Origin of the sequence: Pelomonas sp. Root1444, assembly GCF_001426885.1 — a bacterium.
Classification (GTDB): Bacteria; Pseudomonadota; Gammaproteobacteria; order Burkholderiales; family Burkholderiaceae_C; genus Pelomonas.
This window is the reverse complement of the sequence record NZ_LMFP01000026.1, coordinates 22370-45366: the sequence shown is the minus strand read 5'-3', so window position 1 is coordinate 45366 and position 22997 is coordinate 22370. Positions and strand designations below refer to the sequence as shown.

Here is a 22997-nt window from a genome sequence, read left to right as displayed (position 1 = left end):
GCGATACGGAAGAACGGACAAGACAGATGGGGCAGGCGCGACGCGCTTCAAGGCAAGGGATGCGAAGCCGCCGGCTCGGGCAGCGCCAGACCCCAATCGATGATCTCGGGTGGCGCCTCCACCGGCAAGCCGGCTTCCCGCGCCGTGCCCAGAGCCGGGAGCGTACGGCCTGCAGCGGTCTGCGCAAAGCTCATGCCGGCAAGGCCCTGCACGCGCGATGTGGCGGCCGGCGCAGCGGCGACAACGGCTTGCGGCGCCTGCGCGGGTCGCAGTGCGCCGACGCCGATGGCCATCGCGACAAAACCGGCCGCCACGGCCAGGGGAGCGAACCAGTCGCGGCGGCGCGGGTGCTCGACGACGGGCGCCGGCATCCGCGCATGCAGTGCATCCAGCAGGCGTTGCGGCTCCCGGTGCAGGGCAGGCAACTCGGCCGAACGCAGGCCGTCGCCGGCCGTATGCCACAGCGCCCAGCGCTCGCGCAGCCCGGGATCGCCCGCCCAGGCGGCATTCACCTGCGCCCATTCCTCGGGCGTGGCGCGGCCGTCCATCACGGCGGACAGCGCCTGATCCAGCGCAGTTCCGGCGGCGCTCATCGCCACCCTCCCCCACCCAACAGCGGCCGCAGCCGCGACGCCAGCGCTTCGCGGGCGCGGAAGATGCGCGAGCGCACGGTGCCCGGTGGGCAGCCCATCAAGTCGGCGATCTCGTCGTAGCTCAAGCCATCCACCTCTCGCAGCAACAGTGCCCGGCGCTGATCTTCGGCCAGGGATTCGACCGCCTCGTTGAGCCCGAGGGCCACCTGACGGCTGGCGAGCAAGGCTTCGGGGGTCGCATCGTCGCTTGGAGACGCCGAGGTGCCGAAAGTTCCCTCATCGTCGTCCAGCGACTCGACCGGCCGGTGCCGCGCGCGTTGGCGCTGGGCGGCGTTGATGGCGATGCGGTAGAGCCAGGTGTAGAAAGCGCTGTCGCCGCGGAAGGCCGGCAGCGCGCGGTAGGCAGCCAGAAAGGTCTCCTGGCACAGGTCGGCCACGTCCGCCGGGTTGTGCACGCTGCGCGACAGCAGGCGCTCGACACGGCGCTGGTACTTCAGGACCAGCATGTCGAAGGCGTTGCGATTGCCGGCCTGGGCTTCGCGCACCAGCAGCGTGTCGGCGTCGGCAGTCATCGCTGCACGGCTGCGCCGGGCGCGGAGAAAAGCGTCGCTCGCAACGCACCCCACTGTGCCGCCTGCTGGAGCCGGGCCAGCGGCAACCAGCGTGGCCCGGGGGTGGCGCGCAGGAGCAACCAGGCGTCGAGGTCGATCAGCACGGCGAGTTGAACAGCGGTTTCCTCTGCACGGTCGGATTCAGCAAGCCACCAGGTCTGGCCGTCCCAGCGCAGGCGGCGCGGCGCCACACGGGCGGCGCGCCAGGCGTAAAGCGTCGCGGCAGGCACGCTCAGCAGCGCAGGCCAGGCGGCTTGCTGATGGCTGAGGGCCCAGACCGCCAGGCCGGCCGAAGCAAGCGCGGCGATGAAGGCGACGACAGCCTGCACTGCCGGCTGGGGCTGCAGCCACACGACGACGGGCGGCGTGCGGCGCATTGCCGAACGTGCTTAGACCCGCTTGAAGATCAGCGTGCCGTTGGTGCCGCCGAAACCAAAATTGTTCTTCGCCGCGACGTCGATCTTCATCGGCCGCGCCTCGTTGGCGCAGTAGTCCAGGTCGCACTCGGGATCCTGGTTGAAGATGTTGATCGTCGGCGGCGCGACCTGGTCGCGGATGGCCAGCGCGGTGAACACCGACTCGATGCCGCCCGCGCCGCCCAGCAGGTGGCCGGTCATGGACTTGGTCGAGCTGACGACCATGTTCTTCGCGTGATCGCTGAAGGCCAGCTTGATCGCGTTGGTCTCGTTCACGTCGCCCAGCGGCGTGGACGTGCCGTGCGCGTTCATGTACTGAACCTCGTCGGGGTTGAGGCCGGCGTTGCGCAGCGCGTTGCGCATGGAGCGCTTGGGGCCGTCGACGTTCGGCGCGGTCATGTGGAACGCGTCCGCGCCCATGCCGAAGCCGGCCAGTTCGCAATAGATCTTGGCGCCGCGCTTCTTCGCGTGTTCGTACTCTTCGAGCACCAGCACGCCGGCACCCTCACCGAGCACGAAGCCGTCGCGATCCTTGTCCCAGGGGCGGGATGCAGTTGCGGGGTCGCCGTTGCGGGTAGAGAGCGCCCGAGCGGCGGCGAAACCGCCGATGCCCAGCGGCGAGACCGCGCCTTCCGAGCCGCCCGCGATCATCACGTCGGCGTCGCCATACTCGATGATGCGGCCGGCTTCGCCGATCGCGTGCAAGCCCGTGGTACAGGCCGTCACGATCGCCAGGTTGGGGCCCTGGAAGCCGAAGTTGATGGAGACGTGGCCCGAGATCATGTTGATGATCGACGCCGGGATGAAGAACGGCGAGATGCGGCGCGGGCCACGGTTGATCAGCTCGGTCTTGGTGTCCTCGATCAGCGGCAGGCCGCCGATGCCGGAACCCACGAGCACGCCGATGCGCTCGGCCTGTTCTTCGGTCAGCTGGTCGCCCGTGGGCAGGCCAGCATCACGTACCGCCTGGAAGGCCGCCGCCAAGCCGTAATGGATGAAACCATCCATGTGCCGGGCTTCCTTCGCGGGGATGTAGTCCTCGATCTGGAAGCCCTTGACCTCACCCGCGAAATGGCACGCCAGGTTGCTGGCGTCGAAGCGGGTGACGGTGGCGATGCCGGAACGCCCGGCGAGGATATTGGCCCAGCCTTCGGCAACGGTATTGCCGACGGGACTGATCAGGCCAAGACCGGTGACGACGACGCGACGACGGCTCATGCGGTGCGGATCAGATAACGGGAGAGAGAAGAAGGCCCTCAGGCCTTCTGGTGCTTGACGGCGTAGTCGATCGCCAACTGCACGGTGGTGATCTTCTCGGCCTCTTCGTCGGGGATCTCGATGCCGAACTCGTCTTCGAGGGCCATCACCAGTTCCACGGTGTCCAGAGAATCGGCGCCCAGGTCGGCGACGAACGCCTTCTCGTTCGTGACGTCGGCCTCAGCCACGCCGAGTTGCTCGGCGATGATTTTCTTGACTCGTGCTTCGATATCGCTCATGACTCCTCCAGGAGGGGTTTGCAGAAAACAGCCCAGCATTCTACGGGCTCTAGATGGGCGCCCCTAAATCGGCGCGCCCGGGCCAAATCAGGCCATGTACATGCCGCCGTTGACGTGCAGTTCGGTGCCCGTGATGTAAGCCCCGCCGGGTGACGCCAGGAAGACGACGGCGGCGGCGATTTCCTCTGGCGCGCCGAGGCGGCCTAGCGGGATCTGCGCCAGCAGAGCGGTCTTCTGCGCCTCGGGTAGCACCTCGGTCATGTCGGTGGCGATGAAGCCCGGCGCGACGCAGTTGACGGTGATGCCGCGGCTGCCCAGTTCACGGGCTAGCGAACGCGTCAGGCCCGCCACGCCGGCCTTGGCGGCGGCGTAATTGGCCTGGCCGGCATTGCCGGAGGCGCCGACGACGGAGGTGATGTTGATGATGCGGCCGCTGCGCTGCTTCATCATCGGCTTGGTGGCCGCTCGGGCGAGGCGGAACACGGCCTTGAGATTCGTGTCCAGCACGGCGTCCCAGTCGTCATCCTTCATGCGCATGGACAGCGTGTCGCGCGTGATGCCGGCGTTGTTGACGAGCACGTGCAGCCCGCCTTCCTTGGCGACGATGTCGTCCACGGCAGCCTGGCTGGCGGCGGCGTCGGTCACGTTCAGCGCAATGCCGCGGCCGCCGTGGGCGGCGAGCGCCTCGGTGATGCCGGCGGCGCCGGACTCGGTCGTGGCCGTACCGATGACGCGCCAGCCTTCATGGGCCAATGCCAGCGCGATCGCGCGGCCGATGCCGCGGCTGGCGCCGGTGACGAGGGCAACGCCCTTGCTTACGGATTCAGTCATGTCAGCCGCCTCCCAGCAGCGAGCGGGCCTCGGCCAGCGAGGCGGGGTCGAAGACGCAGGCGGCCTGCAGTTCAGCGTCGATGCGCTTGGCCATGCCGCTCAGCACCTTGCCGGGGCCGGCTTCGATCAGGTGGACGACGCCGCGCGCCTTCAGCGCCTGCACGACCTCGACCCAGCGCACCGGGCCGAAGGCCTGGCGGTACAGCGCGTCGCGCATCGCATCGTCGCTGTCGGTGACGGCGACATCGATGTTGTTGATGACCGGGAAAGCCGCCGCCTTGAATTGCACGCTCGCCAACTTCTCCTTCAGGCGCTCGGCGGCCGGCTTCATCAGGCTGGAGTGGAACGGCGCCGACACCGGCAGCGGCAGCGCGCGCTTGGCGCCCGCCGCCTTCAGGATCTCGGCCGCCTTTTCGGCGCCGGCCTTGCTGCCGGCGATCACGGTCTGCTTGGGGTCGTTGAAGTTGACGGCCTCGATCGCCTCGCCCGTTTCCGCCGCAGCCTGGGCACAGCCTGCGCGCACGGCGTCGCCGTCCAGCCCCAGGATGGCGTACATCGCGCCCGTGCCGACCGGTACGGCCTCCTGCATCGCCTGGGCGCGGAAGCGCACCAGCGGCAGCGCATCGGCCAGGCTCAGCGCACCGGCAGCGACGAGGGCGGTGTATTCGCCGAGCGAATGGCCGGCGGCCGCGACGGGCACCGCGCCGGTCTCGGCGACGAAGGCGCGCCAGCAGGCGATGCCGGCCGTGAGCATGACGGGTTGGGTGTTGGTCGTCAGGTCCAGCTGATCCTTGGGGCCGGCGTGGATCAGCGCGCCGATGTCCTCGCCGAGGACGGCGGAGGCTTCTTCCAGGACGAGGCGGACTTCCGGATGGTCGCCCCAGGCGTCGAGCATGCCGACGGCCTGCGAGCCCTGGCCGGGGAAGACAACGGCAAAAGGTGCAGTCATGTGATCAGTTCCAAATCAGTCGCGGTCGCAAGAGTGCCGGATGGCAAGCTTGGAGGTCAGTACTTCAGCAGGGCCGCGCCCCAGGTGAAGCCGCCGCCCACGCCCTCCAGCATGACCGTGTCGCCCCGCTGGATGCGGCCGCTGCGCACGGCGACGTCCAGCGCCAGCGGCACCGAGGCGGCCGACGTGTTGCCATGCTCGTCGACGGTGACGATGAGCTTGCTCAGGTCCATCTTCAGCTTCTTGGCCGTGCCCTGCATGATGCGGATGTTGGCCTGGTGCGGGATCAGCCAGTCGATGTCGGCGTCCGTCATGCCGGCCTTGTCGAGCACCGAGCGTGCGACCTTCTCGAGCACGCCGACGGCCAGCTTGAAGACCGCCTGGCCGTCCATCTTCAGCAGCGGCGTGCCGATGACCTGGCCGCCGCTGACGCTGCCCGGCGTGCAGAGGATGTCGACGTGGCGCGCGTCAGCATGCAGTTCGGTGGCGAGGATGCCGGGCTCAACGCTCGCGCCCAGCACGACGGCGCCGGCGCCGTCACCGAACAGCACGCAGGTGGTGCGGTCCTTGAAGTCGAGGATGCGCGAGAACACTTCGGCGCCGACGACCAGCGCCTTGCTCGCCGCACCACTCTTGATCATCGCGTCGGCCACGCTGAGGGCGTAGACGAAGCCGGAGCAGACGGCCTGCACATCGAACGCCGCACAGCCGTGCACGCCCAGCTTGCGCTGCAGCAGGCAGGCGGTGGACGGGAAGACCATGTCCGGCGTGGACGTGGCGACAATGATGAGGTCCAGCTCCTCGGCCTTGACGCCGGCCGCTTCGAGCGCGGCCTGCGCGGCCGGGAAGGCCAGGTCGCTGGCGGCTTCGTCCGGCGCCGCGAAATGGCGGGCGCGGATGCCGGTGCGCTCGACGATCCACTCGTCGGAGGTCTCGATGCCATCGGCCGCGAGGCGCGCGGCGAGGTCCTGGTTGGTCACGCGGTCGGCCGGCAGGAAACTGCCGGTGCCGAGGATGCGGGAGTAGCGGTGGGGGGTGGTTCCAGTAGGGCTCATGCAGCCTGCGCGACGGAGTTCGCCGCGTTGTCTCCAGCATCGCCCGCCCTGGCTTGCAGCGTGGCGACGATGCGGTCGTGGACCCGGTCAAGCAGCCGGTTGCGGGCGGCATCATAAGCGCGTGCCAGGGCCATCTCGAAGGCGAAGGCGTCGGCCGAGCCGTGGCTCTTGAAGACCAGCCCGCGCAGGCCCAGCAGCGCCGCGCCATTGAAGCGGCGGTGGTCGACGCGGTGCTTGAAGGCTTTCAGCACCGGCATCGCAATCAACGCGGCCGCCTTGGCCAGCAGGTTGCGGCTGAACTCCTCCTTGATGAAGGCGCCCATCATCGTGGCTAGGCCTTCCGAGGTCTTGAGCATGACATTGCCGACGAAGCCGTCGCAGACGACGATGTCCGTCGTGCCCTTGTAGATGTCGTTGCCCTCGACGTTGCCGAAGAAGTTCAGCCGGCCGGCCGCGCCCGCGGCGCGCAGCAGCTCGCCGGCCTGCTTGATGGTCTCGCTGCCCTTGATGGCCTCTTCGCCGATGTTGAGCAGGCCGACGCTCGGCTCCTCGTTGCCCTCGACGGCCGAGACCAGCGCGCTGCCCATGACGGCGAACTGCAGCAGATGCTCGGCCGTGCAGTCGACGTTGGCGCCCAGGTCCAGCACGGTCGTGAAGCGGCCGCGCTGGTTGGGCATGACGGTGGCAATGGCCGGGCGGTCGATGCCGTCGAGCGTCTTCAGCACGTAGCGGGCCACCGCCATCAGCGCGCCGGTGTTGCCGGCGGACACGCAGGCATGCGCCTGGGCGGGGTTGCCGTCGCGATCGGCCTTCAGCTGCTGGATGGCGACGCGCATCGACGAGTCGCGCTTGCGGCGCAGCGCCACCTCGATCGGGTCCTCCATCGTCACGACCTCGCTGGCCGCGAAGACGCGGCAGCGCGGCCAGGCTGCAGCGGCCGTCAGCGCCTCGGGCTTGCCGACGAGAATGAGTTCGGCACCGGGATGCTTGTCGAGGAAGGCGCGGCAGGCCGGCAACGTCACCGAGGGGCCGTGGTCGCCGCCCATGCAGTCGACGGCCAGCCGGATCGGTTCAGGCAGGGGCGAGGTCATGTGAGTGGTTTTTGTGGGCCACAAAGACCAAACCCGGCACTGCGCGGTACGCAGGCCGGGTCGGCAGATTCATCGGTGCGCACCGCCCAGGGGCGGCGCGGAGCATCAAGCCGCGTCGGCCTTGCTCTTCAGCACCTTGCGACCACGGTAGAAACCGGTGGGGCTGATGTGGTGACGCAGGTGCACTTCGCCGGTCGTCGGCTCGATGGCCGTGCCGGGCGTGACCAGGGCATTGTGCGAACGGTGCATGCCGCGCTTGGAAGGCGACTTCTTGTTTTGCTGAACAGCCATGAAATTCTCCAGACTCTGCGGAAATGGGGGACGCGACCCCTGGGAGCGAGATCAAGGCTCGAACTCCAGGCCGCAGAAAAGCCCGCGAGTGTAGCAGCGAATGCGCCGCCCGCCAAGCCGGGCCGGCGATGGCGGCGTCCGGCAAGGCGATGGCGGCCATGGCGTCAGGCGCTGCCGCCGCGCTTCAGCGCCGCGAGTGCGGCGAAGGGGTTGGGGCGCTCGGCCTCTTCTTCGGGTGCGGATTCCTCGGCGGCGTCCGGCACCGGCAGCGGCTCGGGGCAGATCTCGTGGCGCGGCACCAACGGCAGGGCCAGCAGCAGTTCGTCCTCGATCAATTCGCGCGCGTCGAGGTGGCGCGGCAGGGCCAGCACGTCGTCGTCGCTGTCCACGTCGAGCGCGGCGGCTTCAGCCTCGGTGTCGACGAAGCGAATCCAGCGGTCGACGTCGATGTCTTCCTGCACGGGCTTCAGGCAGCGTTGGCAGGTCAGCGCGACGTGCGCTGATGCCGTCAGGTGCAACCAGGTTTGCGGCGCCGCGGCCTTGGGCCGGCGGATCTCACCATCCAGGCTCCAGCGCAATGCCGGCCAGCCGCTGGCGGGCGCCTCGGGGTCGGCGGCATCGGCCAGGCGTTCCAGCGACGCAGCGGGCCACTCGCCCTGCAGGCTGGCGCCGTCGTGGGCGAGCGCGGCGACGTCGAGCTTCTCGGGAACAAAGGCGCGCGATTTCATGGGTGAGAGTTTAGGCGGGGGAGAATGCCCCGATGTCTGCATTGATCCTCGCCTCGACCTCGCGCTACCGACAGGAGTTGCTGGCGCGTCTGCGTATTCCCTTCGAGGCCGTGGCGCCCGAAGTCGACGAAACCGCCCAGCCCGGCGAGGCACCGGCGGCGCTGGCGGAGCGGCTGGCGTTGGCCAAGGCGCGGGCGGTCGCTGCACGTTTCCCGGGGGCGGTCGTCCTCGGTTCAGACCAGGTTGCCGAACTGGACGGGCAGGCCATTGGCAAGCCCGGCACGCACGAGAACGCAGCCGAGCAGCTGCGGCACATGAGCGGCCGCGAGGTGGTTTTCCAGACCGCCGTGGCGATCGTGGCGCCCGGCGTCGCGGCCATCGAGCGGGCCGAGGTGCGGGTGCGTTTTCGCGCATTGAGCGATGCCGCCATCGAGGCGTATTTGCGCGCCGATGAACCCTATGACTGTGCCGGAAGCGCCAAGGTCGAAAGCCTGGGTATCGCGTTGCTGGAAGCCGTTGAATCCGACGACCCCACGGCGCTGATCGGCCTGCCGCTGATCCGCACCTGCGCGCTACTGCGACGCGCCGGCCTGGAGCCGCTGGCATGAAGCCGGGTCGCCTGATCCTGATGCCGAACACGCTGGACTTCGGCGTCGACGACACGCTAGACCTGCGCGAGGTGCTGCCGCGGCGCGTCATCGAAACAGCAGCGCGGCTGACGCACTGGGCCGCCGAAAACGCGAAGACCACGCGCTCGCTGCTGAAGCGCGTCGACGCTATCGCACCGTTGGCCCAGCCGCTGCAGGCCGTGCAGATCGCCGAGCTGCCGAGGCCACCCAAGGGGGGCCGTGCCGGTGGCGACGACTCGGCCGCCTGGCAGGCGCTGCTGGCTCCGGCACTGGCGGGCCACGACCTCGGCCTGATCTCGGAAGCCGGCCTGCCTGCGGTGGCCGACCCGGGCGCGAGGCTCGTCGCGCTGGCTCACGAGGCGGGCGTCGAGGTGGTGCCGCTGTCGGGCCCGAGTTCGCTGCTGCTGGCGCTGGCGGCCAGTGGCCTCAACGGCCAAAGCTTCGCCTTCGTCGGCTATCTGCCGGTGGATGCGGCGGCGCGGACGGCGCGCATCCGCGAGCTGGAGGCGATGTCAGCCCGCCAGCAGCAAACCCAGTTGCTGATCGAGACGCCGTATCGCAACGAGGCGCTGCGCCAGGCGATGCTGGCGGCACTCAAGCCCGCAACGAGGCTGTCCATCAGCGTCGGGCTGACGCTGCCCGGTGGCTGGACTCAGACCGCGACGGTGGCCGATTGGCGCGCCAACCGCACCACCCTGCCCGACCGCATCCCTGCGGTCTTCGCGCTGCTGGCTTAGGACTCGGCAGACGCCGGCTTCTTGCCGCCGAACAGCGCCGCGACCTGCTTCTTGGGCTTGATGTAGCTGGACAGTCCCTTGACCGGCGCGGCGGCCTTGGTCTTCTCCCAGGCCGGCGGCTCGTCGCCGACGTGGCTGGCTTCGTAGGGCTTGTCGAAGAACGGGTCGCGGGACGGCGACGGCGGACGCACGGCGGGCCGGGCCGCAGGCCGGGCGGGAGCCGCCTCCTCTTCGTCGCGACGGCGCTCGAAGCGCGGCGGGCGCGCGTCCTGCAGCTCGAAGGGATCCAGGTCGATCTTGCGCTTGATCAGCTTCTCGATGTCCGCCACCAGACGCGCATCCGACTTGGCGACCAAAGTCACCGCCAACCCCGAGGCGCCGGCGCGGCCGGTACGGCCGATGCGGTGGACGTAGTCTTCCGCGTTGAATGGCACGTCGAAGTTGAAGACCGCCGGTAGATCGGCGATGTCCAGGCCACGCGCCGCCACGTCGGTGGCTACCAGCAGGTCCACCTCGCCGCGCTTGAAGGCATCCAGCGACTTCAGGCGCTCGTCCTGCGATTTGTCCCCGTGCAGCGCGGCGGTGCGCAGGCCGTCGCGCTCGAACGTTCGCGCCAGGCGCGCCGCGCCCAGCTTGGAGTTGACGAAGACGATGGCCTGGGAGATGGCACGCTCCTTCAGGATCTGCTTGACCACCGCGCGCTTGTCGTCATCGCTGACGGCGATGAAGCGCTGCTCGACCGTCGACGCCGTCTGGTTGGGCCGCGCCGTCTCGACGAGGATCGGGTCCTGCAGATAGCTCTGCGCCAGCCGCTTGATCTCGGGCGAGAAAGTCGCCGAGAACAACAGCGTCTGGCGCGCCTTGGGCAGGTAGCTCAGGATGCGCTGCAGGTCCGGCAGGAAGCCGATGTCCAGCATGCGGTCCGCCTCGTCGAGGACGACGTACTCGACCTGATTGAGCACGCAGTTCTTGGCCTCGATGTGGTCGAGCAGCCGGCCAGGCGTGGCGATCAGCACCTCGACGCCAGCCTTCAACGCGGCCGTCTGCGGCTTCATGTCGATGCCACCGAAGACGACGACCGAGCGCAGGTTCGTGTGCTTGGCGTACTTCTTGACGTTCTCGGCCACCTGGTCGGCCAGCTCGCGCGTCGGCGCCAGCACCAGCGCGCGCACGGGGTGGCGGGCGGGCGACACGCTCGGGTTCTCGTGCTTGAGCATGCGCTGCAGCAGCGGGATCGAGAAGGCGGCCGTCTTGCCGGTGCCGGTTTGGGCAGCGCCCATCACGTCACGGCCTTCCAGGACGATAGGGATCGCCTTGGCCTGGATGGGCGTCATCGTCAGGTAGCCCGAATCGGCCACCGCACGCAGGAGCTTGGGATCAAGGGGAAGGGTGTCGAAACGGGCCGGAGGGGCCGGTTCGGCGTCCGCAGTGGCAGGCACGACGGGGAGGGACGCGTTTTCACTCATAGCCGCCGATTATCGCCGCCCTGCCCTTTCCGAGCGTTTCAGCGCGTCACAACCAGCCACTTTGGCGTCTTGAAGCGCACGATGCGGCGGTAAAGCGCGATGTACGTCAGCGCGAACAACAGCATGCAAGCGCCGATCAGCGGCGTGGAATCCCAAAACATCAGGGCCGGGACGAGGGAGGACACGCACAGCATCCACAGGTAGGGCGCCGTCATGGAATTCCGACGTGTCATGGCGCGCGCGTCGCGAGCGCCAATGGCCCAGCGCATCAGGCGGCGGTAGATCAACGAATGCAGGTGGATGCCGTCAGGCAGCCCCGGCGGCACGTCGCGGACGATCTTGCGGCGGTAGATGGAGAAGATGGTTTCGAACACCGGATAGATGCAGACCATCAACGGGAACAGCGGCGACACCTCGGCGTTGCGGGCGATAAGGAGGATGCCGATCTCGGCCAGGTAGAAGCCAAGGAAGTAGGCGCCACCGTCGCCGAGGAAGATCAAGCCAGCGGGGAAGTTCCAGACGAAAAAGCCCAGCGCCGCGCCGACACCCGCCAGCGCCCAGAGCGCCAGCGGGATGTCGCCGACCTGGTAGGCGACATAGGCGAATACCAGCAGCATCAGGCTGACGCACATGGACGACAGCCCGTTGAAGCCGTCGATGATGTTGACGGAGTTGGCGACGCCGGCCACCGTGAACACGGTGGCGATCCAGGCGCCCAGCGCGGTTGAGACCAGCAGGTCCAGCCCCGGAACATCAGTCTTGGTGATCGTCGCGTCCAGCAGCCAGATGCCCAGCGCTGCCGACACGGCCGTGGCCAGCAGGCGTTTTGCGGGAGAGACCCGCTTGGTCAGGTCCTCGACCAGCCCCGCCAGGAAGGCTGGAAGGCCACAGACCAGTAGCAAAACGCCGAACCGCCAGTCAGGTCGGTTCGTCAGAACGGCCACCAACATGCAACACAGAAGACCGGTGAACATGCCCACGCCGCCGACGCGCGGAACAGGCTTGGCGTGGAACTTCTGGGGGCCGGAAAGATCCGCATCCGCAGACAGATGCGCGTGGCTGCGGGACGAGTGAACGACCAGCAGGGTCACCACCGCAGCGACAAAGAAGGACACAAGGAGATAGAGCATCGGCGGAAGTTTAATGAGCGCGCGCCGCCAGGTTCGTTCACGCACGCCCACTAGAATCCGCGACCATTTTGCCCAAGGCAGCCCCACCGGCTGCCTGACACGGACACCTACGAATGAACGACTTGCGCTTACGCCTGATCTCAGGCTTCGTGGCCACCGCGCTGCTGGGGGGCAACGCCGCGACTTTTGCAGCAACAGACACCGCTGATTCCGACAGCACGAGCGCCGTGCAAGGACCTGTTCGTCTGGGCAGCCCCGCACGCCCTCTTCAGACGACTGACGAGCAGGCGCGCCCTCCCCTGCCTGAAGAAACGCCGGTTCGCCCCTCGTCTTTCGCACCGGCCAAGCCTATCCTCAGCGAATTCGAGGCTTATGCCAGTCAGCTGGCCGGCACGACCATCCAGCGCCTGGGCAGTGACCTGATGCTGCCGTCGCGCAGCCTGGCCGCGCAGGAAGCGAATCGGCAGGTGCCGGCGGACTACCTGGTGGGCTTGGGTGATGAGATCCAACTCACGCTGTGGGGCTCTGTCGATGCCGATCTGCGACTGACGGTGGACCGCGCCGGCCGCATCGTCATCCCGCGTGTCGGGCCGGTGGTGGTCGCCGGCGTGCGCCACGCCGATCTGAACGATCTGCTAACGCGCCGCGTCGGCCAGGTATTCAAGAACTTCCAGCTCAGCGCCATGCTCGGACGGCTTCGCAGCATCCGCTACTACGTGACGGGCTTTGCGACGAAGCCCGGCGCCTACAGCGTGAGCAGCTTGGCCACTGTGATGACCGGCTTGGTTCAATCTGGCGGCCCCTCCGCCGCCGGTAGTTTCCGCAACATCGAACTGCGCCGCAATGGCCAGACCATCGGCCGCTTCGACCTCTACGATCTGCTGGTGCGCGGCGACAAGAAAGGCGACCTGCCGTTGCAGGCCGATGACGTCCTTCACGTGGGCCCCATCGGCCCGCAAATCGCCCTGATAGGCAGCGTGAACAAGCCGGCAGTGGTGGAATTAAAGCCGAGCGATACAGTCAATGATGCGGTCGCTTATGTGGCCGGCCTTTCTACCGTGGCGGATGCCAGCCGCATTGCTATCGAGCGGCTCAGCGATCGCAACGACCGTCGTGTGACCGAACTTGCACTGCCGCGCGAGGGCAACTTGAAAGTCGCCAATGGCGATGTACTGCGCGCTTTCAACAGCGTGACGGCCGCACTGCCACAGGCCAAGCAATACAAGAACGTGCGCATCGAAGGCGAGGTGGCCCGTCCCGGCGACTATGTGCTGCCCCCAACGAGCACGCTGATGGACGCCGTTAAGGCAGCGGGCGGATTTACGCCGCAGGCCTATGTGTTCGGCACTGACTTTTCACGCGAAAGCGTGCGCAAGGTGCAGGAGGTGCAGTACGACCGCGCGCTCCGGGACCTTGAAACCGACTTCACGCGCAACACGTCGACACAGAAGGTCAACACGGCCGACGAGGCGCAGGCTGCATCGCAAAAGCAGGCTAGCACCAGCCGGCTCATCGAACGCCTGCGTGCCGTGCGCCCTAGTGGGCGCATCGTGCTCGACCTCACGACCGACACTCAGGGGCTGCCAACCTTGGCCGTTGAAGATGGTGATCGCCTGTATATCCCTCCACGCCCGACCACGGTCGGCGTGTTTGGCAGTGTCTTCAACGGCGGTAGCTACCTGCTGAAATCCGGTAACTCCATCGACGACATGCTACAACTGGCCGGTGGCGCCACCCGTGGTGCCGACACCGGCAGCATCTTCGTCATTCGAGCCAACGGTTCGGTGGCCAGCGCGCGGCGGAACAACACCGGCTGGTTGAGTATCGGATCCGCTATGACCAATATCCCAGCCCTGCCAGGCGACACGATCTTCGTTCCTGAAGAGATAGACAAGACGAGCTTCCTGCAGGAGGCAAAGGATTGGACGCAAATTCTGTATCAGTTCGGCCTGGGTGCCGCGGCATTGAAGACTATCAAGAACTGATTGCGAGCGGGAGTGATCTTTGACCACAAGCAGCACCAGCAACCCCAATAGCAGCATGCCTCTCCCGATCTCCGAACCGCCATCAGGTGATCACAGCTATCCGGGCGAATTCGAAGGGCCCGACATGTTGGAGATCGGCACTGCGCTGGCCTTGCACTGGCGCAAACTCATCCTGACTCCAGTCATTACGGGCGCTGCAGCACTAGGTTGTACCTTCCTTATCAGTCCGACCTTCACGGCCCGTACCGTGTTCCTGCCTCCGCAGCAGCAGCAGAGCGCAACAGCATCCGCCCTGGCATCTCTGGGCTCGCTGGCCGGTATTGCGGGCGGGGCGGCTGGTGCGATCAAGACGCCTGGCGATCAGTACCTCGCTCTGTTGAGCAGCGTGAATGTCGGGGATCGCATTATCGACCGCTTCAAGCTCATGGACGAGTACAAGACCGAGTACCGTGCCAGCGCGCGAAAGCGACTGGAACAAGACGTCCGCATCAGTCTGGGCAAGAAAGACGGATTGATCGCAATCGAGGTCGATTCCGGTTCGCCGCAAATGGCGGCAGATATTGCCAATCAGTTCGTCGCCGAGCTGCGTCGCCTATCCAGCGATCTCGCATTGACAGAAGCTCAGCAACGCCGGGTCTTCTTTGAAGGCGAATTGCAACGCGCCAAAGTCAAACTGACAGAGGCTCAACTCGCTCTGCAGCGAAGCGGCTTTACCGAGGGCGCGCTGAAGGCCGAACCAAAGGCCGCCGCAGAAACGTTTGCCCTGCTGCGCGCAGAGCTGACCGCTGCAGAAGTCAAATTGCGGACACTGAGTCACGTTATGGCTGAAGGTTCTCCGGAGCTGCAAACACAGTCCGCCAAAGTCGGCGCTTTGCGCGCGCAAGTGCAACGTCTGGAGTCCAGTTCCAGCAGTACAAATGACGCCAACTACATTGGACGCTACCGCGAGTTCAAGTATCAGGAAGCGCTCTTTGAACAATTCGCCCGCCAGTATGAGATCGCGCGTGTGGACGAGAGCCGTGAAGGCGCTCTACTCCAAGTCGTTGACATAGCCACGCCGCCAGAACTGAAAAGTAAACCCAGGCGGCTGGCGATTGCGGCCAGCATTGGCGCCGGAACTTTCGTACTGTTCGTGATTGCCATTCTCACTCGCCATCTCTGGCGTCGGACCACAACAGACCCACGCAACGCCGAGCGTTATTCCAGATTCCGTCTGGCCCTGCGTCGCTAAGCTTACAAGACGCCCTTGTCGAGCAGCTGCCATTTGCGCAGCGCATTACAGAACACATATGTCACAACGCAAAGTCGCCTCCCATCACGGGCGTAACGGGCCAAGCCGGTTCCTATCTCGCCGAGTTGCTTATGTCCAAGGGCTACGAGGTGCACGGCATCAAGCGCCGCAGCAGGCTGTTCAACACCGATCGCGTCGACCACCTCTATCAAGACCCGCACGTCGACAACCAGCGCTTCAAGCTGCACTACGCCGACCTGACCGACTGCAAGCTCGTGGCCGAGATGGTCGAGGCCGACTACACCGCTGCGCGCCACGACAGCCTCGTCAAGGCCGCCGGTTCCGCGCCTACGATCACCATGAGTGATTCGGCACACGCTATGAAGAATCCGTGCAGCCTTCGCATCGCCCTGCTGCTGGCATTGTTGCCCTTGTCCGCGCACGCCTACGTCGACCCGGGCGCCGGGATGCTACTGGTGCAAGGATTAGTTGCCCTGGTAGGCGCGATCATCGTGTTCGTGAAGAATCCGCTCGTCGCGATCAAAGCCCTGATCTCCCGACTGCGCAAGAAAAAATGAGGGATCCGATCGGACGGGTCGAGGTGACGGCCGACAGTGTGCTCAGGCACGCCTACTCGCCACTGCCTTCACCGCACTTCCTTGATTCGCCGTCCGCGGCGGAACTGGTGAAGCGCGGTCTGTTGACGCCGTTCGCATTCGAGGGGCGCCAACTGATCCGGGCACGTAAGGTGGGGTTCACGACCTACCCTTGGGAATGGACGCACGGGCAGTTTCTGCAGGCAGCAAGCACGACGCTGGACGTCGCGGAGACAGCACTGGCAGAAGGCCTAGAGCTGAAGGATGCCTCGGCGCTCAATGTGTTGTTCGAGCGCGAGCGGGCGGAGTTTTGCGACCACTTCTCGGTGCAGCCGATTGAGCGTCGACAGTGGTGGGCCTACGGCCAGTTCCTTCGTCACTTCGTGTTTCCACTGGCAGCGTCATGCCACCGAGGCATAGAACCGTCGGACGTGTTCAAGGCCGGCCTTGACGGACTGTCGCCGGAGTCGGCGCGCGCGCTGCTGGGGACCAAGCGCTGGACCTCGCGGATCAGCATCGCGCTGATGCAGTCGTCGGGTGGCAATGCCGCTGCATCTTCGGAGCCGGCAGCGTCAAAGGCCACGCTGCTGAAGCCGCTGCACAAGGGGCTGATCGATTTTCTGCGTTGGCAGCTCGCGGGATTGCATCGCGCGCCGCGGGCTTCGATGTGGGCCGCGTACGAGCAGACGCGCAGCCACTATCCCGCGGTCGATCTTGCGCGCAAGCGCGCGATCGTTGCTCGCTGGCTGTCCGGCGTGTCGCCGAGTTGGGTCGCGGATCTGGGCTGCAACCAGGGTGAGTACTCGCTTATCGCCGCGGACGTCGCGAGCGCGGGCGTGATCGCGGTGGACGCGGACATGCCGGCGATCGAGCATCTGCGCACGCGTATCACGGCCGCCACGCCGATCTACACGGTCTGCACGGGCTTGGACGATCTGCCGACCGGTCGGGGTTGGATGGGGCGCGAGTATCGCGGCCTCGTTCAACGGCTGGGCGCGCAGGCGGACGTCACGATGGCGCTGGCCTTGATCCACCATTTAGCGATCGGGCGCAGCATTCCGATGAGCGAGGTGGCCGCGCTAATGGCAGCGTCCACGCGTCGTCATCTGATCGTCGAGTATCTCGAGCCCCAGGATCCGATGGTCCAGGAGCTGCTGACCAACCGCGATCGCGCCGACGGCGCGGGCTTCACACTCGAGGCCCAGCGTCATGCCTTCGAAGAGCGCTTCCGCACCGTCGAGGAAATCGCGCTGGAAGGATCGTCGCGCCGGCTGGCGTTGCTGGAGAAGCTGTGAGCGGGATGAGCGTTGCGGCAAGCCCGCGTCGTCTGGGCCATTGGGTCGCGCACGCAATGATCGTGGCGTTGCTGATGCTGCTGTCTCGCGCGGACTGGGTCTTGAGCAGCCTATATCACGGCGATCAGTCGCCGGGCGGCATTTGTCTGGCCGTGGTCGCGTTGTTCGGCGTCGTGCTGCTAGCCCTGGTGCCGCTGGCGTTGCTGCTACCCGCTTGGCTGGCCGAAGCCGCGCTGCGCGTGCTGACGGTCGCCGCGGCGGTCTACGTCTTCCAACCCGCGATCCGGGCGCTGCCGCTTTTTCCCGTTGAGCTGGGCGCCGTTCACAAGATCGGACTCGCACTCGGCACGCTGCTGCTGGCCTGGCTGGCGGCGGCCAAGTTGTCGTCGGCGCACTGGCGGCGCATGCAGGCGGCGCTGGTCGTTGGCGGCCTGCTGTTCGTGACCTTTCCGATGCTGGCCGTGCGGGCGATGGATCCGGTTTACGTGCGCGTGCCGACGGGTACGTCTGCGCAGGGCGCGACGGTCGTGCTGCTGCTGGACGAGCTCAATGCCGAGGCGGGCGAGCAGATCGCGGCTGCGATCACGCAAGCTGGCGGTGCGCCGCGCACGCATCGGATCAGGACGGTCGGTGCTTCGACGATCACGGTGATTCCGGAGATGTTCGGCGGCCCGCACGTGCCGCAAGCGCGCGTATGCACACCGACGGCGGTGTGCGATCGCACGGGCACGTTTGACTTCTCGCGTCTGCGCTTTGATCCGTCGGATGGCGTGCACATCGTCGGCTTCCATCACCCGTACTGCGCCGCGAGCGGCCAGGCCTCATGCGCCCGTTTCGCGCCGCCGAGTAGGCCGCCCGTCAGCAGCCTGCTGTGCAGCTTTGGGCGCTTGCTGCCCGGGCGAAAGGCCAGCGATTGCGACTGGTTCGCGGCGGACGATTGGAAAGCCTTTCGTGAGCGAGTGCGCGACGCGGCGATGCAATCGCCGTTTTGGCAGAGCGGGGGGGGGACGCTGTATGCACATCTTCCCTTCCCTCATCCGCCGGGCCATCTGCCCAGTGCCGGACTCGCGGCCGACTACGCGGACAACCTGCAGCTCGCGGGGCAGATCGCGGCGCAGATGTGGCGGCAGGGCCATGAGCGCTTCGGCGCCGGCTTTCGGCTGATCGTGATTTCGGATCACCCTTTGCGGCCGACGGTGTGGTGCAAACACGCGAAGTACCGGGAGACGGGCTGCGACGTCCAGCCGACGGCGTATGAGGGACAGGTGCCGTACATCGTGTCCAGCGGCGACGACTCCGACAAGACGGTGCCTGCCGACAACGCTCATCTTTTTGAATCCACTTCTTCCCGAGGCTCACGATGAGCGCAGCCCCTGAAGCAGAAGCGGCAAAGCCGCGGCCCGCGAACGCTCTCAAGACGCTGGCCCGCCTGTGGCCGGCGGCCCTGCTGATTCCTTTCCGGGCGCTGAGCAAGGGACGACGAGCGCTGTACTTCCGCCATCCGCTCGCGACGCTTTCCGGTGAAACGCGCATCGGGCGCTTCGCGGAGATCGGTGCGCACGTGTACATCAACGCGGGCCAGGATGGCGTGGACATCGGCGCGTACTCGCAGGTCAACGCGTTGACCGCGGTCGTCGGCAATGTGCGCATCGGCGATCGGGTGCTGATCGCGCCTGGCTGCTCCATCGTCGCAGGTGGTCACCGCTTCGGCAAAGGCGTGCAGCCGCGATTCTCCGGCGGTGGCGGAGAGAAGCTCATCGTCGTTGAGGATGACGTCTGGATCGGTGCTGGCGTGACCATGGTCGGTCAGGTCACGATTGGGCGCGGATCCGTCATAGCGGCCGGCGTCACCGTAGATCGCGACGTGCCACCTGAGACCCTGGTGCGACGCGGTGCGTCAACGCTGGTCTTTGAACCGCTGCGCTGAACGGTATACGCACGCTCGATCATGCTCAGGCGTTTCCTGCTCACCCTGCTGTCGTCGTGGATCGTGAATCCGCTGGGCATCCTTGTCGCACAAGGATTCGGGGTGGCGAACTCGCCTGTCGTGATCCTCGTGCTGCTCGCCACGGGCGCATGCGTCCCGTTCCAGTTGCTGATGAACGAATGCATCGCGGCGACCGAGTCGCGAGGACAAGCCCATGCAGGGCGATTGCAGATCGGACTGCTACTGTCCGTCCAGGCCATGGCCTGCGCCGTGACAATCTATGGCTTGTCAGTGCAACGCTTTCCGGTGCCCCTCATCTCAGTCGTGGTCGTGCTGCTTGCGATGAATACCGGGCTGTCCTATCGGGTGTCGCTACGATACTACCGGCTGGTGACGCAAGCCGTCGTGTCGATGCGTGCCGCTGTCGTGATCGGGATCATTCCCGGCGTCACCAGCCTGCTCTTGTATCTGACTTACTCGCTCGCAGCGACCCGTGTGCCGCAGACGGCGGCTGGTTTCATCTTGGCCAGCACGGTGCTGCCATCGCTGGTCCAGTGGTGGTACCTGCAGACAATCCCGTACGGGGCGGATCAAGCCACGTCGGTTTCCACGAGCTCGCGCCCAAGGCTGGTCGCCGGCTGGCTACTGGCCTCTGTCATGGCGCTGGCGGCGCTGGCGGCGGCATCGACGCGCCTGCGCGAGATGGTGGCCCACCTGAGCGCCAACCATGTCGCCCTGTTGCTCGTGGCACTAAATTCGATGCTCAGCCTGATCAACACGTCGACGCGCGCGGCCTTCATCAGCCGCGCTGGAAGCGGTCAGCAACGTGCATTGGGCATAGCGGCAATGGCGATAGCTATTACCGGAGCAGCTGCAGCCACGGTCGGTTGGCAGGCGACGCCGCTGATCGCGCTGATCGCCACGCAGTTGGCGATCGCGTGGGTCATCGAAGCGGCCAGGCGCATGCCTGTCTCGCTTGCCATTCGTCCTTGACGGCACTACCGCCTCTACCTGCCATGATCTATCTGCGCCTGTCCGGTGGCCTTGGAAATCAGCTGTATCAACTTGCTGCGGTGGCTCTGCTCTCACAATGCAGACAGACGCCCGTCACAGTGTTCACCGACGCTCTACAGAGGTACGACTCGCCACGAGACCCGGACTCGATCAAGCTGTTGATGGACAACCAATGGCTTCACGTAGCATCGACTACGGAACTGCGCATCCGTCGCTGGCTATCGGTATCCGCGCGCGCGGGCCGGTTGCTACCGGGTCTGGGAGTCAACGATAAGACGTTCTGGCAGAGCAACAAAGCAACCCGTTCGCGGTTGCCCTTCTTCGCCGACGGCTACTTTCAACACGGCTGGACGCAGGAGACGTTTGCAAGGGCAATAAGCGCGATGCAAGTTCGGCCGATCGCCGCCCGAGCCGCCGAGCGCCTATTGGTGGGTGAGATCGCCGTTCACATTCGAGGAGGCGACTTCCTGGAGCTCCCTCGTTTCCAGGTGGTCAATGCGCCCTTCTACGTTGACGCAGTGAGGCAATCAATGGCACGGGGCTTCACACGCTTCGCGGTGATCACCGATGACGCGACGTACGCGGCAAAGGTATGCAACGCCGTCCAGGGCCAGTGCCCTGGCGCTACCTTCCGAATGCTTGAGCGCGGGGCGAATGCTCTGGAGGACTTTGATACGCTGCGTAGTGCGCCGGGACGAATAATTGGCAACAGTACCTTCGCGTGGTGGGCGGCGGCCTTCGGAGACCCTGCCGCTCCGACGTGGTCGCCTCCCATGTTCACGACAGACGCCCCCCGCGACTTCTTCCTTCCGAATGAGCGGCAAATCGCTTGCGCGTCCGAATAGTCCATCCAAATGCGCAGATCGGTCCGTCCCTCCGCTCTCGGCAATCTGATTGCTGCGGTGTTGTTCGTGGGTCTTTCCGCGACCATCTGGTTTCTCGTAAACGGTTTCGAAGTCGCCCGCGAGGAAGGATTTGACCCCCTCCGATACGAGTACTTTGCTCGCTCCGACCTGCCTGAATATTTGGCAGACTCCTCCTCCTATACCATCGTTTTGCTGCTTAAGTTCATCTATCAGCATCTCCCTTTTTACATTGGCTTTGTTGCATTTATTGGCCTTTGCGTATTCGCGGTGCTGAACGGCGATGACCGAAAAGAGCTTCGCTACGCAACACTTTCCCCGCTCGCATTTTTCTACGTTGCTCAAACGGGGAAGGATGGGCTTGCAATCTTGGCGCTGGCAAGCATAGCCATCATCGCGACCAAACGAATTTCAGTATGGCATGCCGCGCTGGCGATCGTGATTTCGATTGCCGTGCTTGTGCGTCCTGCACTGGTTCTTTTCTTACCACTGGCTTTTGTTTCCATCCGCTACGGGCTTAGGAAGGCAACTGCGTTTGCAGTCGTTGTGTCCGCTGTTTTCCTTGCAACCGGAACTGGCGAAGAGTCGTTGTCCATGCTGGAAGGAATCGTCTCGGACGAGGGTTCGGGCGCGTTGGCGCAGTTGGGGCGTGAACTCACGCTTGGCTATTCTCCGATTCCCGTCGCTGGCCGTTCGATCCTCCTTCTCGTTTCTCCCTTCATTCAGCCGCTGGGCTCCGTCGTTAAATTTCTCAGCGGCGCGGATCCATTTGTTATTTTTGAGGGCGCGTGCCAGTTATTATTCCTTTTCGCCCTGATACGTCATCGAATCCTTACGACGTTTATCGTTAATTCGATTCCTTTCATCGTCGTTGTAGCCGCGGCATCGCCGTTCTACCACTTTAGGTACATGGCCATCTTGTATCCGGTGATTTTCTCGATTTCCATCCTCTCAAGACAGAGAACTTCCCAACTAAGCGAATATCGCAATCTGAAGCGAGCCCATCAAGCGAATCCAACGGCGCACCTGCGATTGCAGGGGCATGAATATTGAGAATAGAAATCATGGAAAATCATTCGATTCAAGGCAACCGTGCGTCCATCGTCGCCGGCGGCGCCGGCTTCATCGGCGCCAATCTTTGCGAACGCCTCCTTGAGGAAGGCCGCACCGTCGTGGTGATCGATAACCTGCTGCGTGGCAGCCGCGACTATCTGAGCGTCGGCAGCGCCACCTCGCGCCTGCATTTCATCGAAGCCGACCTGGCGCAGCGCGCTCCAGCACAAGCCGCTTTCGCCCAGGCCGCCACCTTCGGTGCCATCGACGAAGTCTGGCATTTGGCCGCCAACTCCGACATCCCGGCCGGCGTCGCCGATGCCGACGTCGACCTGAAGGACACCTTCCTCACCACCGCCGAGATCCTTCGCTGCATGAAGGCCAACAAGATCGCCAAACTCTACTTCGCCTCCAGCTCCGCGATCTACGGCGACCTCGGCGATCAACCTCTGCACGAGGACATCGGCCCCCTGCTGCCGATTTCCAACTACGGCGCCATGAAGCTCGCTTCCGAGGCCTTAATCAGCGCCGCCGCCGAGAGCCACCTCGAGTGCGCCTGCCTCTTCCGCTTCCCTAACGTCGTCGGCGTGCCCGCGACCCACGGCGTCATCCTCGACTTCGTCCGCAAGCTCAAGACCACCGGCAACAGCCTCGAAGTCCTGGGCAACGGCACCCAGCGCAAGGCGTATCTGCATGTCAGCGATCTGGTCGCAGCCATGCTGCTCGTCCGCTCGCGCGCCGACATCCCCAAGACACTACCGATCAACGTCGGCCCGGTCGACGAGGGCGTCTTCGTGCGTTGGATCGCCGAGCAGGTCGTCAAGCGCGTGGCACCCTCCGCCCACATCCAGTTCGGCACGGGAAATCGTGGCTGGGTCGGCGACGTGCCCAAGTTCCATTACTCGACCGCCAAGATTCAGGCTCTGGGATGGAAGCCGGCGCTCGGCTCCGAGGCCGCCGTCCTGCGCGCCATCGACGAGATCGCCCGCCAAGAAGGCTTCTGAGGTCCG

General features: G+C 65.6%; 24 protein-coding genes and 1 pseudogene. 12 read left to right on the top strand and 13 right to left on the bottom strand.

The window, feature by feature from the left end; all coding sequences use genetic code 11:
• Positions 1-47 precede the first annotated feature (47 nt).
• From ASD35_RS16690 to ASD35_RS16640, 11 genes are all read right to left on the bottom strand, one after another.
• Entirely contained in the window at positions 48-593 is a 546-nt protein-coding gene (locus ASD35_RS16690; protein WP_056876090.1) for an RseA family anti-sigma factor, read from the bottom strand.
• Positions 590-1165: a sigma-70 family RNA polymerase sigma factor gene (locus ASD35_RS16685; RefSeq protein ID WP_056876089.1), complete on the bottom strand. Its 576-nt coding sequence runs from the start codon at positions 1163-1165 to the stop codon at positions 590-592. The genes ASD35_RS16690 and ASD35_RS16685 overlap by 4 nt, the downstream gene beginning before the upstream one ends.
• Positions 1162-1581, bottom strand: coding sequence for a hypothetical protein (locus ASD35_RS16680; protein ID WP_056876088.1), 420 nt, complete (start codon positions 1579-1581; stop codon positions 1162-1164). The genes ASD35_RS16685 and ASD35_RS16680 overlap by 4 nt, the downstream gene beginning before the upstream one ends.
• A 12-nt stretch (positions 1582-1593) precedes the next feature.
• On the bottom strand, positions 1594-2838 hold the full coding sequence (gene fabF, locus ASD35_RS16675) for a beta-ketoacyl-ACP synthase II (RefSeq protein WP_056876087.1): 1245 nt from the start codon (positions 2836-2838) through the stop codon (positions 1594-1596).
• A gap of 38 nt (positions 2839-2876) precedes the next feature.
• On the bottom strand, positions 2877-3116 hold the full coding sequence (gene acpP / locus ASD35_RS16670; RefSeq protein ID WP_056204266.1) for an acyl carrier protein: 240 nt from the start codon (positions 3114-3116) through the stop codon (positions 2877-2879).
• An 87-nt stretch (positions 3117-3203) separates the two neighbouring features.
• Positions 3204-3947: a 3-oxoacyl-ACP reductase FabG gene (gene fabG, locus ASD35_RS16665; RefSeq protein ID WP_056876086.1), complete on the bottom strand. Its 744-nt coding sequence runs from the start codon at positions 3945-3947 to the stop codon at positions 3204-3206.
• A 1-nt stretch (position 3948) separates the two neighbouring features.
• Positions 3949-4896 carry an ACP S-malonyltransferase gene (gene fabD, locus ASD35_RS16660; RefSeq protein WP_056876085.1) on the bottom strand — a complete coding sequence of 316 codons (948 nt, stop codon included), beginning with the start codon at positions 4894-4896 and terminating at the stop codon, positions 3949-3951.
• Positions 4897-4952: 56 nt separating this feature from the next.
• Entirely contained in the window at positions 4953-5951 is a 999-nt protein-coding gene (locus tag ASD35_RS16655) for a beta-ketoacyl-ACP synthase III (protein WP_056876084.1), read from the bottom strand.
• Complete coding sequence (gene plsX, locus ASD35_RS16650) at positions 5948-7042, bottom strand: phosphate acyltransferase PlsX (RefSeq protein ID WP_056876083.1); 1095 nt, start codon at positions 7040-7042, stop codon at positions 5948-5950. The genes ASD35_RS16655 and plsX overlap by 4 nt, the downstream gene beginning before the upstream one ends.
• Positions 7043-7147: 105 nt before the next feature.
• Entirely contained in the window at positions 7148-7333 is a 186-nt protein-coding gene (gene rpmF / locus ASD35_RS16645; protein ID WP_056876082.1) for a 50S ribosomal protein L32, read from the bottom strand.
• Between the two features lie 164 nt (positions 7334-7497).
• The gene (locus ASD35_RS16640) at positions 7498-8061 is read right to left on the bottom strand and encodes a DUF177 domain-containing protein (protein WP_056876081.1); all 564 of its coding nucleotides are present in this window, start codon (positions 8059-8061) and stop codon (positions 7498-7500) included.
• Between the two features lie 32 nt (positions 8062-8093).
• On the opposite strand from ASD35_RS16640, the gene ASD35_RS16635 reads away from it, so the two are divergent.
• Positions 8094-8669: a Maf family nucleotide pyrophosphatase gene (locus tag ASD35_RS16635; protein WP_056876080.1), complete on the top strand. Its 576-nt coding sequence runs from the start codon at positions 8094-8096 to the stop codon at positions 8667-8669.
• The gene (locus ASD35_RS16630; protein WP_056876079.1) at positions 8666-9427 is read left to right on the top strand and encodes an SAM-dependent methyltransferase; all 762 of its coding nucleotides are present in this window, start codon (positions 8666-8668) and stop codon (positions 9425-9427) included. Before ASD35_RS16635 ends, ASD35_RS16630 begins: the two co-directional genes overlap by 4 nt.
• Here the strand turns inward: ASD35_RS16630 and ASD35_RS16625 are convergent.
• Both ASD35_RS16625 and ASD35_RS16620 read right to left on the bottom strand, forming a co-directional pair.
• Positions 9424-10893, bottom strand: a complete 1470-nt coding sequence (locus ASD35_RS16625) for a DEAD/DEAH box helicase (RefSeq protein WP_082580225.1) — start codon at positions 10891-10893, stop codon at positions 9424-9426. The genes ASD35_RS16630 and ASD35_RS16625 overlap by 4 nt on opposite strands.
• Before the next feature lie 38 nt (positions 10894-10931).
• A complete protein-coding gene (locus ASD35_RS16620) occupies positions 10932-12023 on the bottom strand; it encodes a glycosyltransferase (RefSeq protein WP_056876078.1) in 1092 nt (363 codons plus the stop codon).
• Positions 12024-12136: 113 nt separating this feature from the next.
• Here ASD35_RS16620 and ASD35_RS16615 point away from each other — a divergent pair, with 113 nt between their 5' ends.
• The 10 genes and pseudogenes from ASD35_RS16615 (at position 12137) to ASD35_RS16570 (ending at position 22991) form a co-directional block, all read left to right on the top strand.
• A complete protein-coding gene (locus ASD35_RS16615) occupies positions 12137-14008 on the top strand; it encodes an SLBB domain-containing protein (protein WP_082580224.1) in 1872 nt (623 codons plus the stop codon).
• A gap of 55 nt (positions 14009-14063) precedes the next feature.
• Positions 14064-15239: a Wzz/FepE/Etk N-terminal domain-containing protein gene (locus tag ASD35_RS16610; RefSeq protein WP_235538376.1), complete on the top strand. Its 1176-nt coding sequence runs from the start codon at positions 14064-14066 to the stop codon at positions 15237-15239.
• A 56-nt stretch (positions 15240-15295) separates the two neighbouring features.
• Positions 15296-15532: pseudogene (locus ASD35_RS28595) on the top strand (GDP-mannose 4,6-dehydratase); the annotation flags it as partial.
• A 281-nt stretch (positions 15533-15813) separates the two neighbouring features.
• Positions 15814-17130: a class I SAM-dependent methyltransferase gene (locus ASD35_RS16600; protein ID WP_056876076.1), complete on the top strand. Its 1317-nt coding sequence runs from the start codon at positions 15814-15816 to the stop codon at positions 17128-17130.
• A 5-nt stretch (positions 17131-17135) separates the two neighbouring features.
• Positions 17136-18494 carry a hypothetical protein gene (locus tag ASD35_RS16595; protein WP_235538375.1) on the top strand — a complete coding sequence of 453 codons (1359 nt, stop codon included), beginning with the start codon at positions 17136-17138 and terminating at the stop codon, positions 18492-18494.
• Positions 18491-19057, top strand: a complete 567-nt coding sequence (locus ASD35_RS28135) for a DapH/DapD/GlmU-related protein (protein ID WP_056876074.1) — start codon at positions 18491-18493, stop codon at positions 19055-19057. Before ASD35_RS16595 ends, ASD35_RS28135 begins: the two co-directional genes overlap by 4 nt.
• Positions 19058-19078: 21 nt before the next feature.
• Complete coding sequence (locus ASD35_RS27655) at positions 19079-20050, top strand: hypothetical protein (RefSeq protein WP_056876073.1); 972 nt, start codon at positions 19079-19081, stop codon at positions 20048-20050.
• 23 nt (positions 20051-20073) lie between these two features.
• Entirely contained in the window at positions 20074-20916 is an 843-nt protein-coding gene (locus tag ASD35_RS27650) for an alpha-1,2-fucosyltransferase (protein ID WP_162254478.1), read from the top strand.
• 9 nt (positions 20917-20925) lie between these two features.
• On the top strand, positions 20926-21987 hold the full coding sequence (locus ASD35_RS16575; RefSeq protein WP_157275617.1) for a hypothetical protein: 1062 nt from the start codon (positions 20926-20928) through the stop codon (positions 21985-21987).
• Between the two features lie 11 nt (positions 21988-21998).
• Positions 21999-22991 (top strand): SDR family NAD(P)-dependent oxidoreductase, encoded by a 993-nt coding sequence (locus tag ASD35_RS16570; protein ID WP_056876070.1) that lies wholly within the window; start codon positions 21999-22001, stop codon positions 22989-22991.
• The last annotated feature ends 6 nt before the right edge of the window (positions 22992-22997 follow it).

Excerpts from the sequence above, each read along its gene's own strand:
- rpmF (WP_056876082.1), bottom strand. The coding sequence starts at position 7,333 with ATGGCTGTTCAGCAAAACAAGAAGTCGCCTTCCAAGCGCGGCATGCAC.
- plsX (WP_056876083.1), bottom strand. The coding sequence starts at position 7,042 with ATGACCTCGCCCCTGCCTGAACCGATCCGGCTGGCCGTCGACTGCATG.
- ASD35_RS16635 (WP_056876080.1), top strand. The coding sequence starts at position 8,094 with ATGTCTGCATTGATCCTCGCCTCGACCTCGCGCTACCGACAGGAGTTG.
- ASD35_RS28135 (WP_056876074.1), top strand. The coding sequence starts at position 18,491 with ATGAGCGCAGCCCCTGAAGCAGAAGCGGCAAAGCCGCGGCCCGCGAAC.
- ASD35_RS16600 (WP_056876076.1), top strand. The coding sequence starts at position 15,814 with ATGAGGGATCCGATCGGACGGGTCGAGGTGACGGCCGACAGTGTGCTC.
- ASD35_RS27650 (WP_162254478.1), top strand. The coding sequence starts at position 20,074 with ATGATCTATCTGCGCCTGTCCGGTGGCCTTGGAAATCAGCTGTATCAA.
- ASD35_RS16625 (WP_082580225.1), bottom strand. The coding sequence starts at position 10,893 with ATGAGTGAAAACGCGTCCCTCCCCGTCGTGCCTGCCACTGCGGACGCC.
- ASD35_RS16680 (WP_056876088.1), bottom strand. The coding sequence starts at position 1,581 with ATGCGCCGCACGCCGCCCGTCGTCGTGTGGCTGCAGCCCCAGCCGGCA.
- ASD35_RS16685 (WP_056876089.1), bottom strand. The coding sequence starts at position 1,165 with ATGACTGCCGACGCCGACACGCTGCTGGTGCGCGAAGCCCAGGCCGGC.
- ASD35_RS16610 (WP_235538376.1), top strand. The coding sequence starts at position 14,064 with ATGCCTCTCCCGATCTCCGAACCGCCATCAGGTGATCACAGCTATCCG.
- ASD35_RS16630 (WP_056876079.1), top strand. The coding sequence starts at position 8,666 with ATGAAGCCGGGTCGCCTGATCCTGATGCCGAACACGCTGGACTTCGGC.
- ASD35_RS16615 (WP_082580224.1), top strand. The coding sequence starts at position 12,137 with ATGAACGACTTGCGCTTACGCCTGATCTCAGGCTTCGTGGCCACCGCG.
- ASD35_RS16640 (WP_056876081.1), bottom strand. The coding sequence starts at position 8,061 with ATGAAATCGCGCGCCTTTGTTCCCGAGAAGCTCGACGTCGCCGCGCTC.
- ASD35_RS16575 (WP_157275617.1), top strand. The coding sequence starts at position 20,926 with ATGCGCAGATCGGTCCGTCCCTCCGCTCTCGGCAATCTGATTGCTGCG.
- acpP (WP_056204266.1), bottom strand. The coding sequence starts at position 3,116 with ATGAGCGATATCGAAGCACGAGTCAAGAAAATCATCGCCGAGCAACTC.
- ASD35_RS16655 (WP_056876084.1), bottom strand. The coding sequence starts at position 5,951 with ATGAGCCCTACTGGAACCACCCCCCACCGCTACTCCCGCATCCTCGGC.
- ASD35_RS16595 (WP_235538375.1), top strand. The coding sequence starts at position 17,136 with ATGAGCGTTGCGGCAAGCCCGCGTCGTCTGGGCCATTGGGTCGCGCAC.
- ASD35_RS16690 (WP_056876090.1), bottom strand. The coding sequence starts at position 593 with ATGAGCGCCGCCGGAACTGCGCTGGATCAGGCGCTGTCCGCCGTGATG.
- ASD35_RS16620 (WP_056876078.1), bottom strand. The coding sequence starts at position 12,023 with ATGCTCTATCTCCTTGTGTCCTTCTTTGTCGCTGCGGTGGTGACCCTG.
- ASD35_RS27655 (WP_056876073.1), top strand. The coding sequence starts at position 19,079 with ATGCTCAGGCGTTTCCTGCTCACCCTGCTGTCGTCGTGGATCGTGAAT.
- fabD (WP_056876085.1), bottom strand. The coding sequence starts at position 4,896 with ATGACTGCACCTTTTGCCGTTGTCTTCCCCGGCCAGGGCTCGCAGGCC.
- fabF (WP_056876087.1), bottom strand. The coding sequence starts at position 2,838 with ATGAGCCGTCGTCGCGTCGTCGTCACCGGTCTTGGCCTGATCAGTCCC.
- fabG (WP_056876086.1), bottom strand. The coding sequence starts at position 3,947 with ATGACTGAATCCGTAAGCAAGGGCGTTGCCCTCGTCACCGGCGCCAGC.
- ASD35_RS16570 (WP_056876070.1), top strand. The coding sequence starts at position 21,999 with ATGGAAAATCATTCGATTCAAGGCAACCGTGCGTCCATCGTCGCCGGC.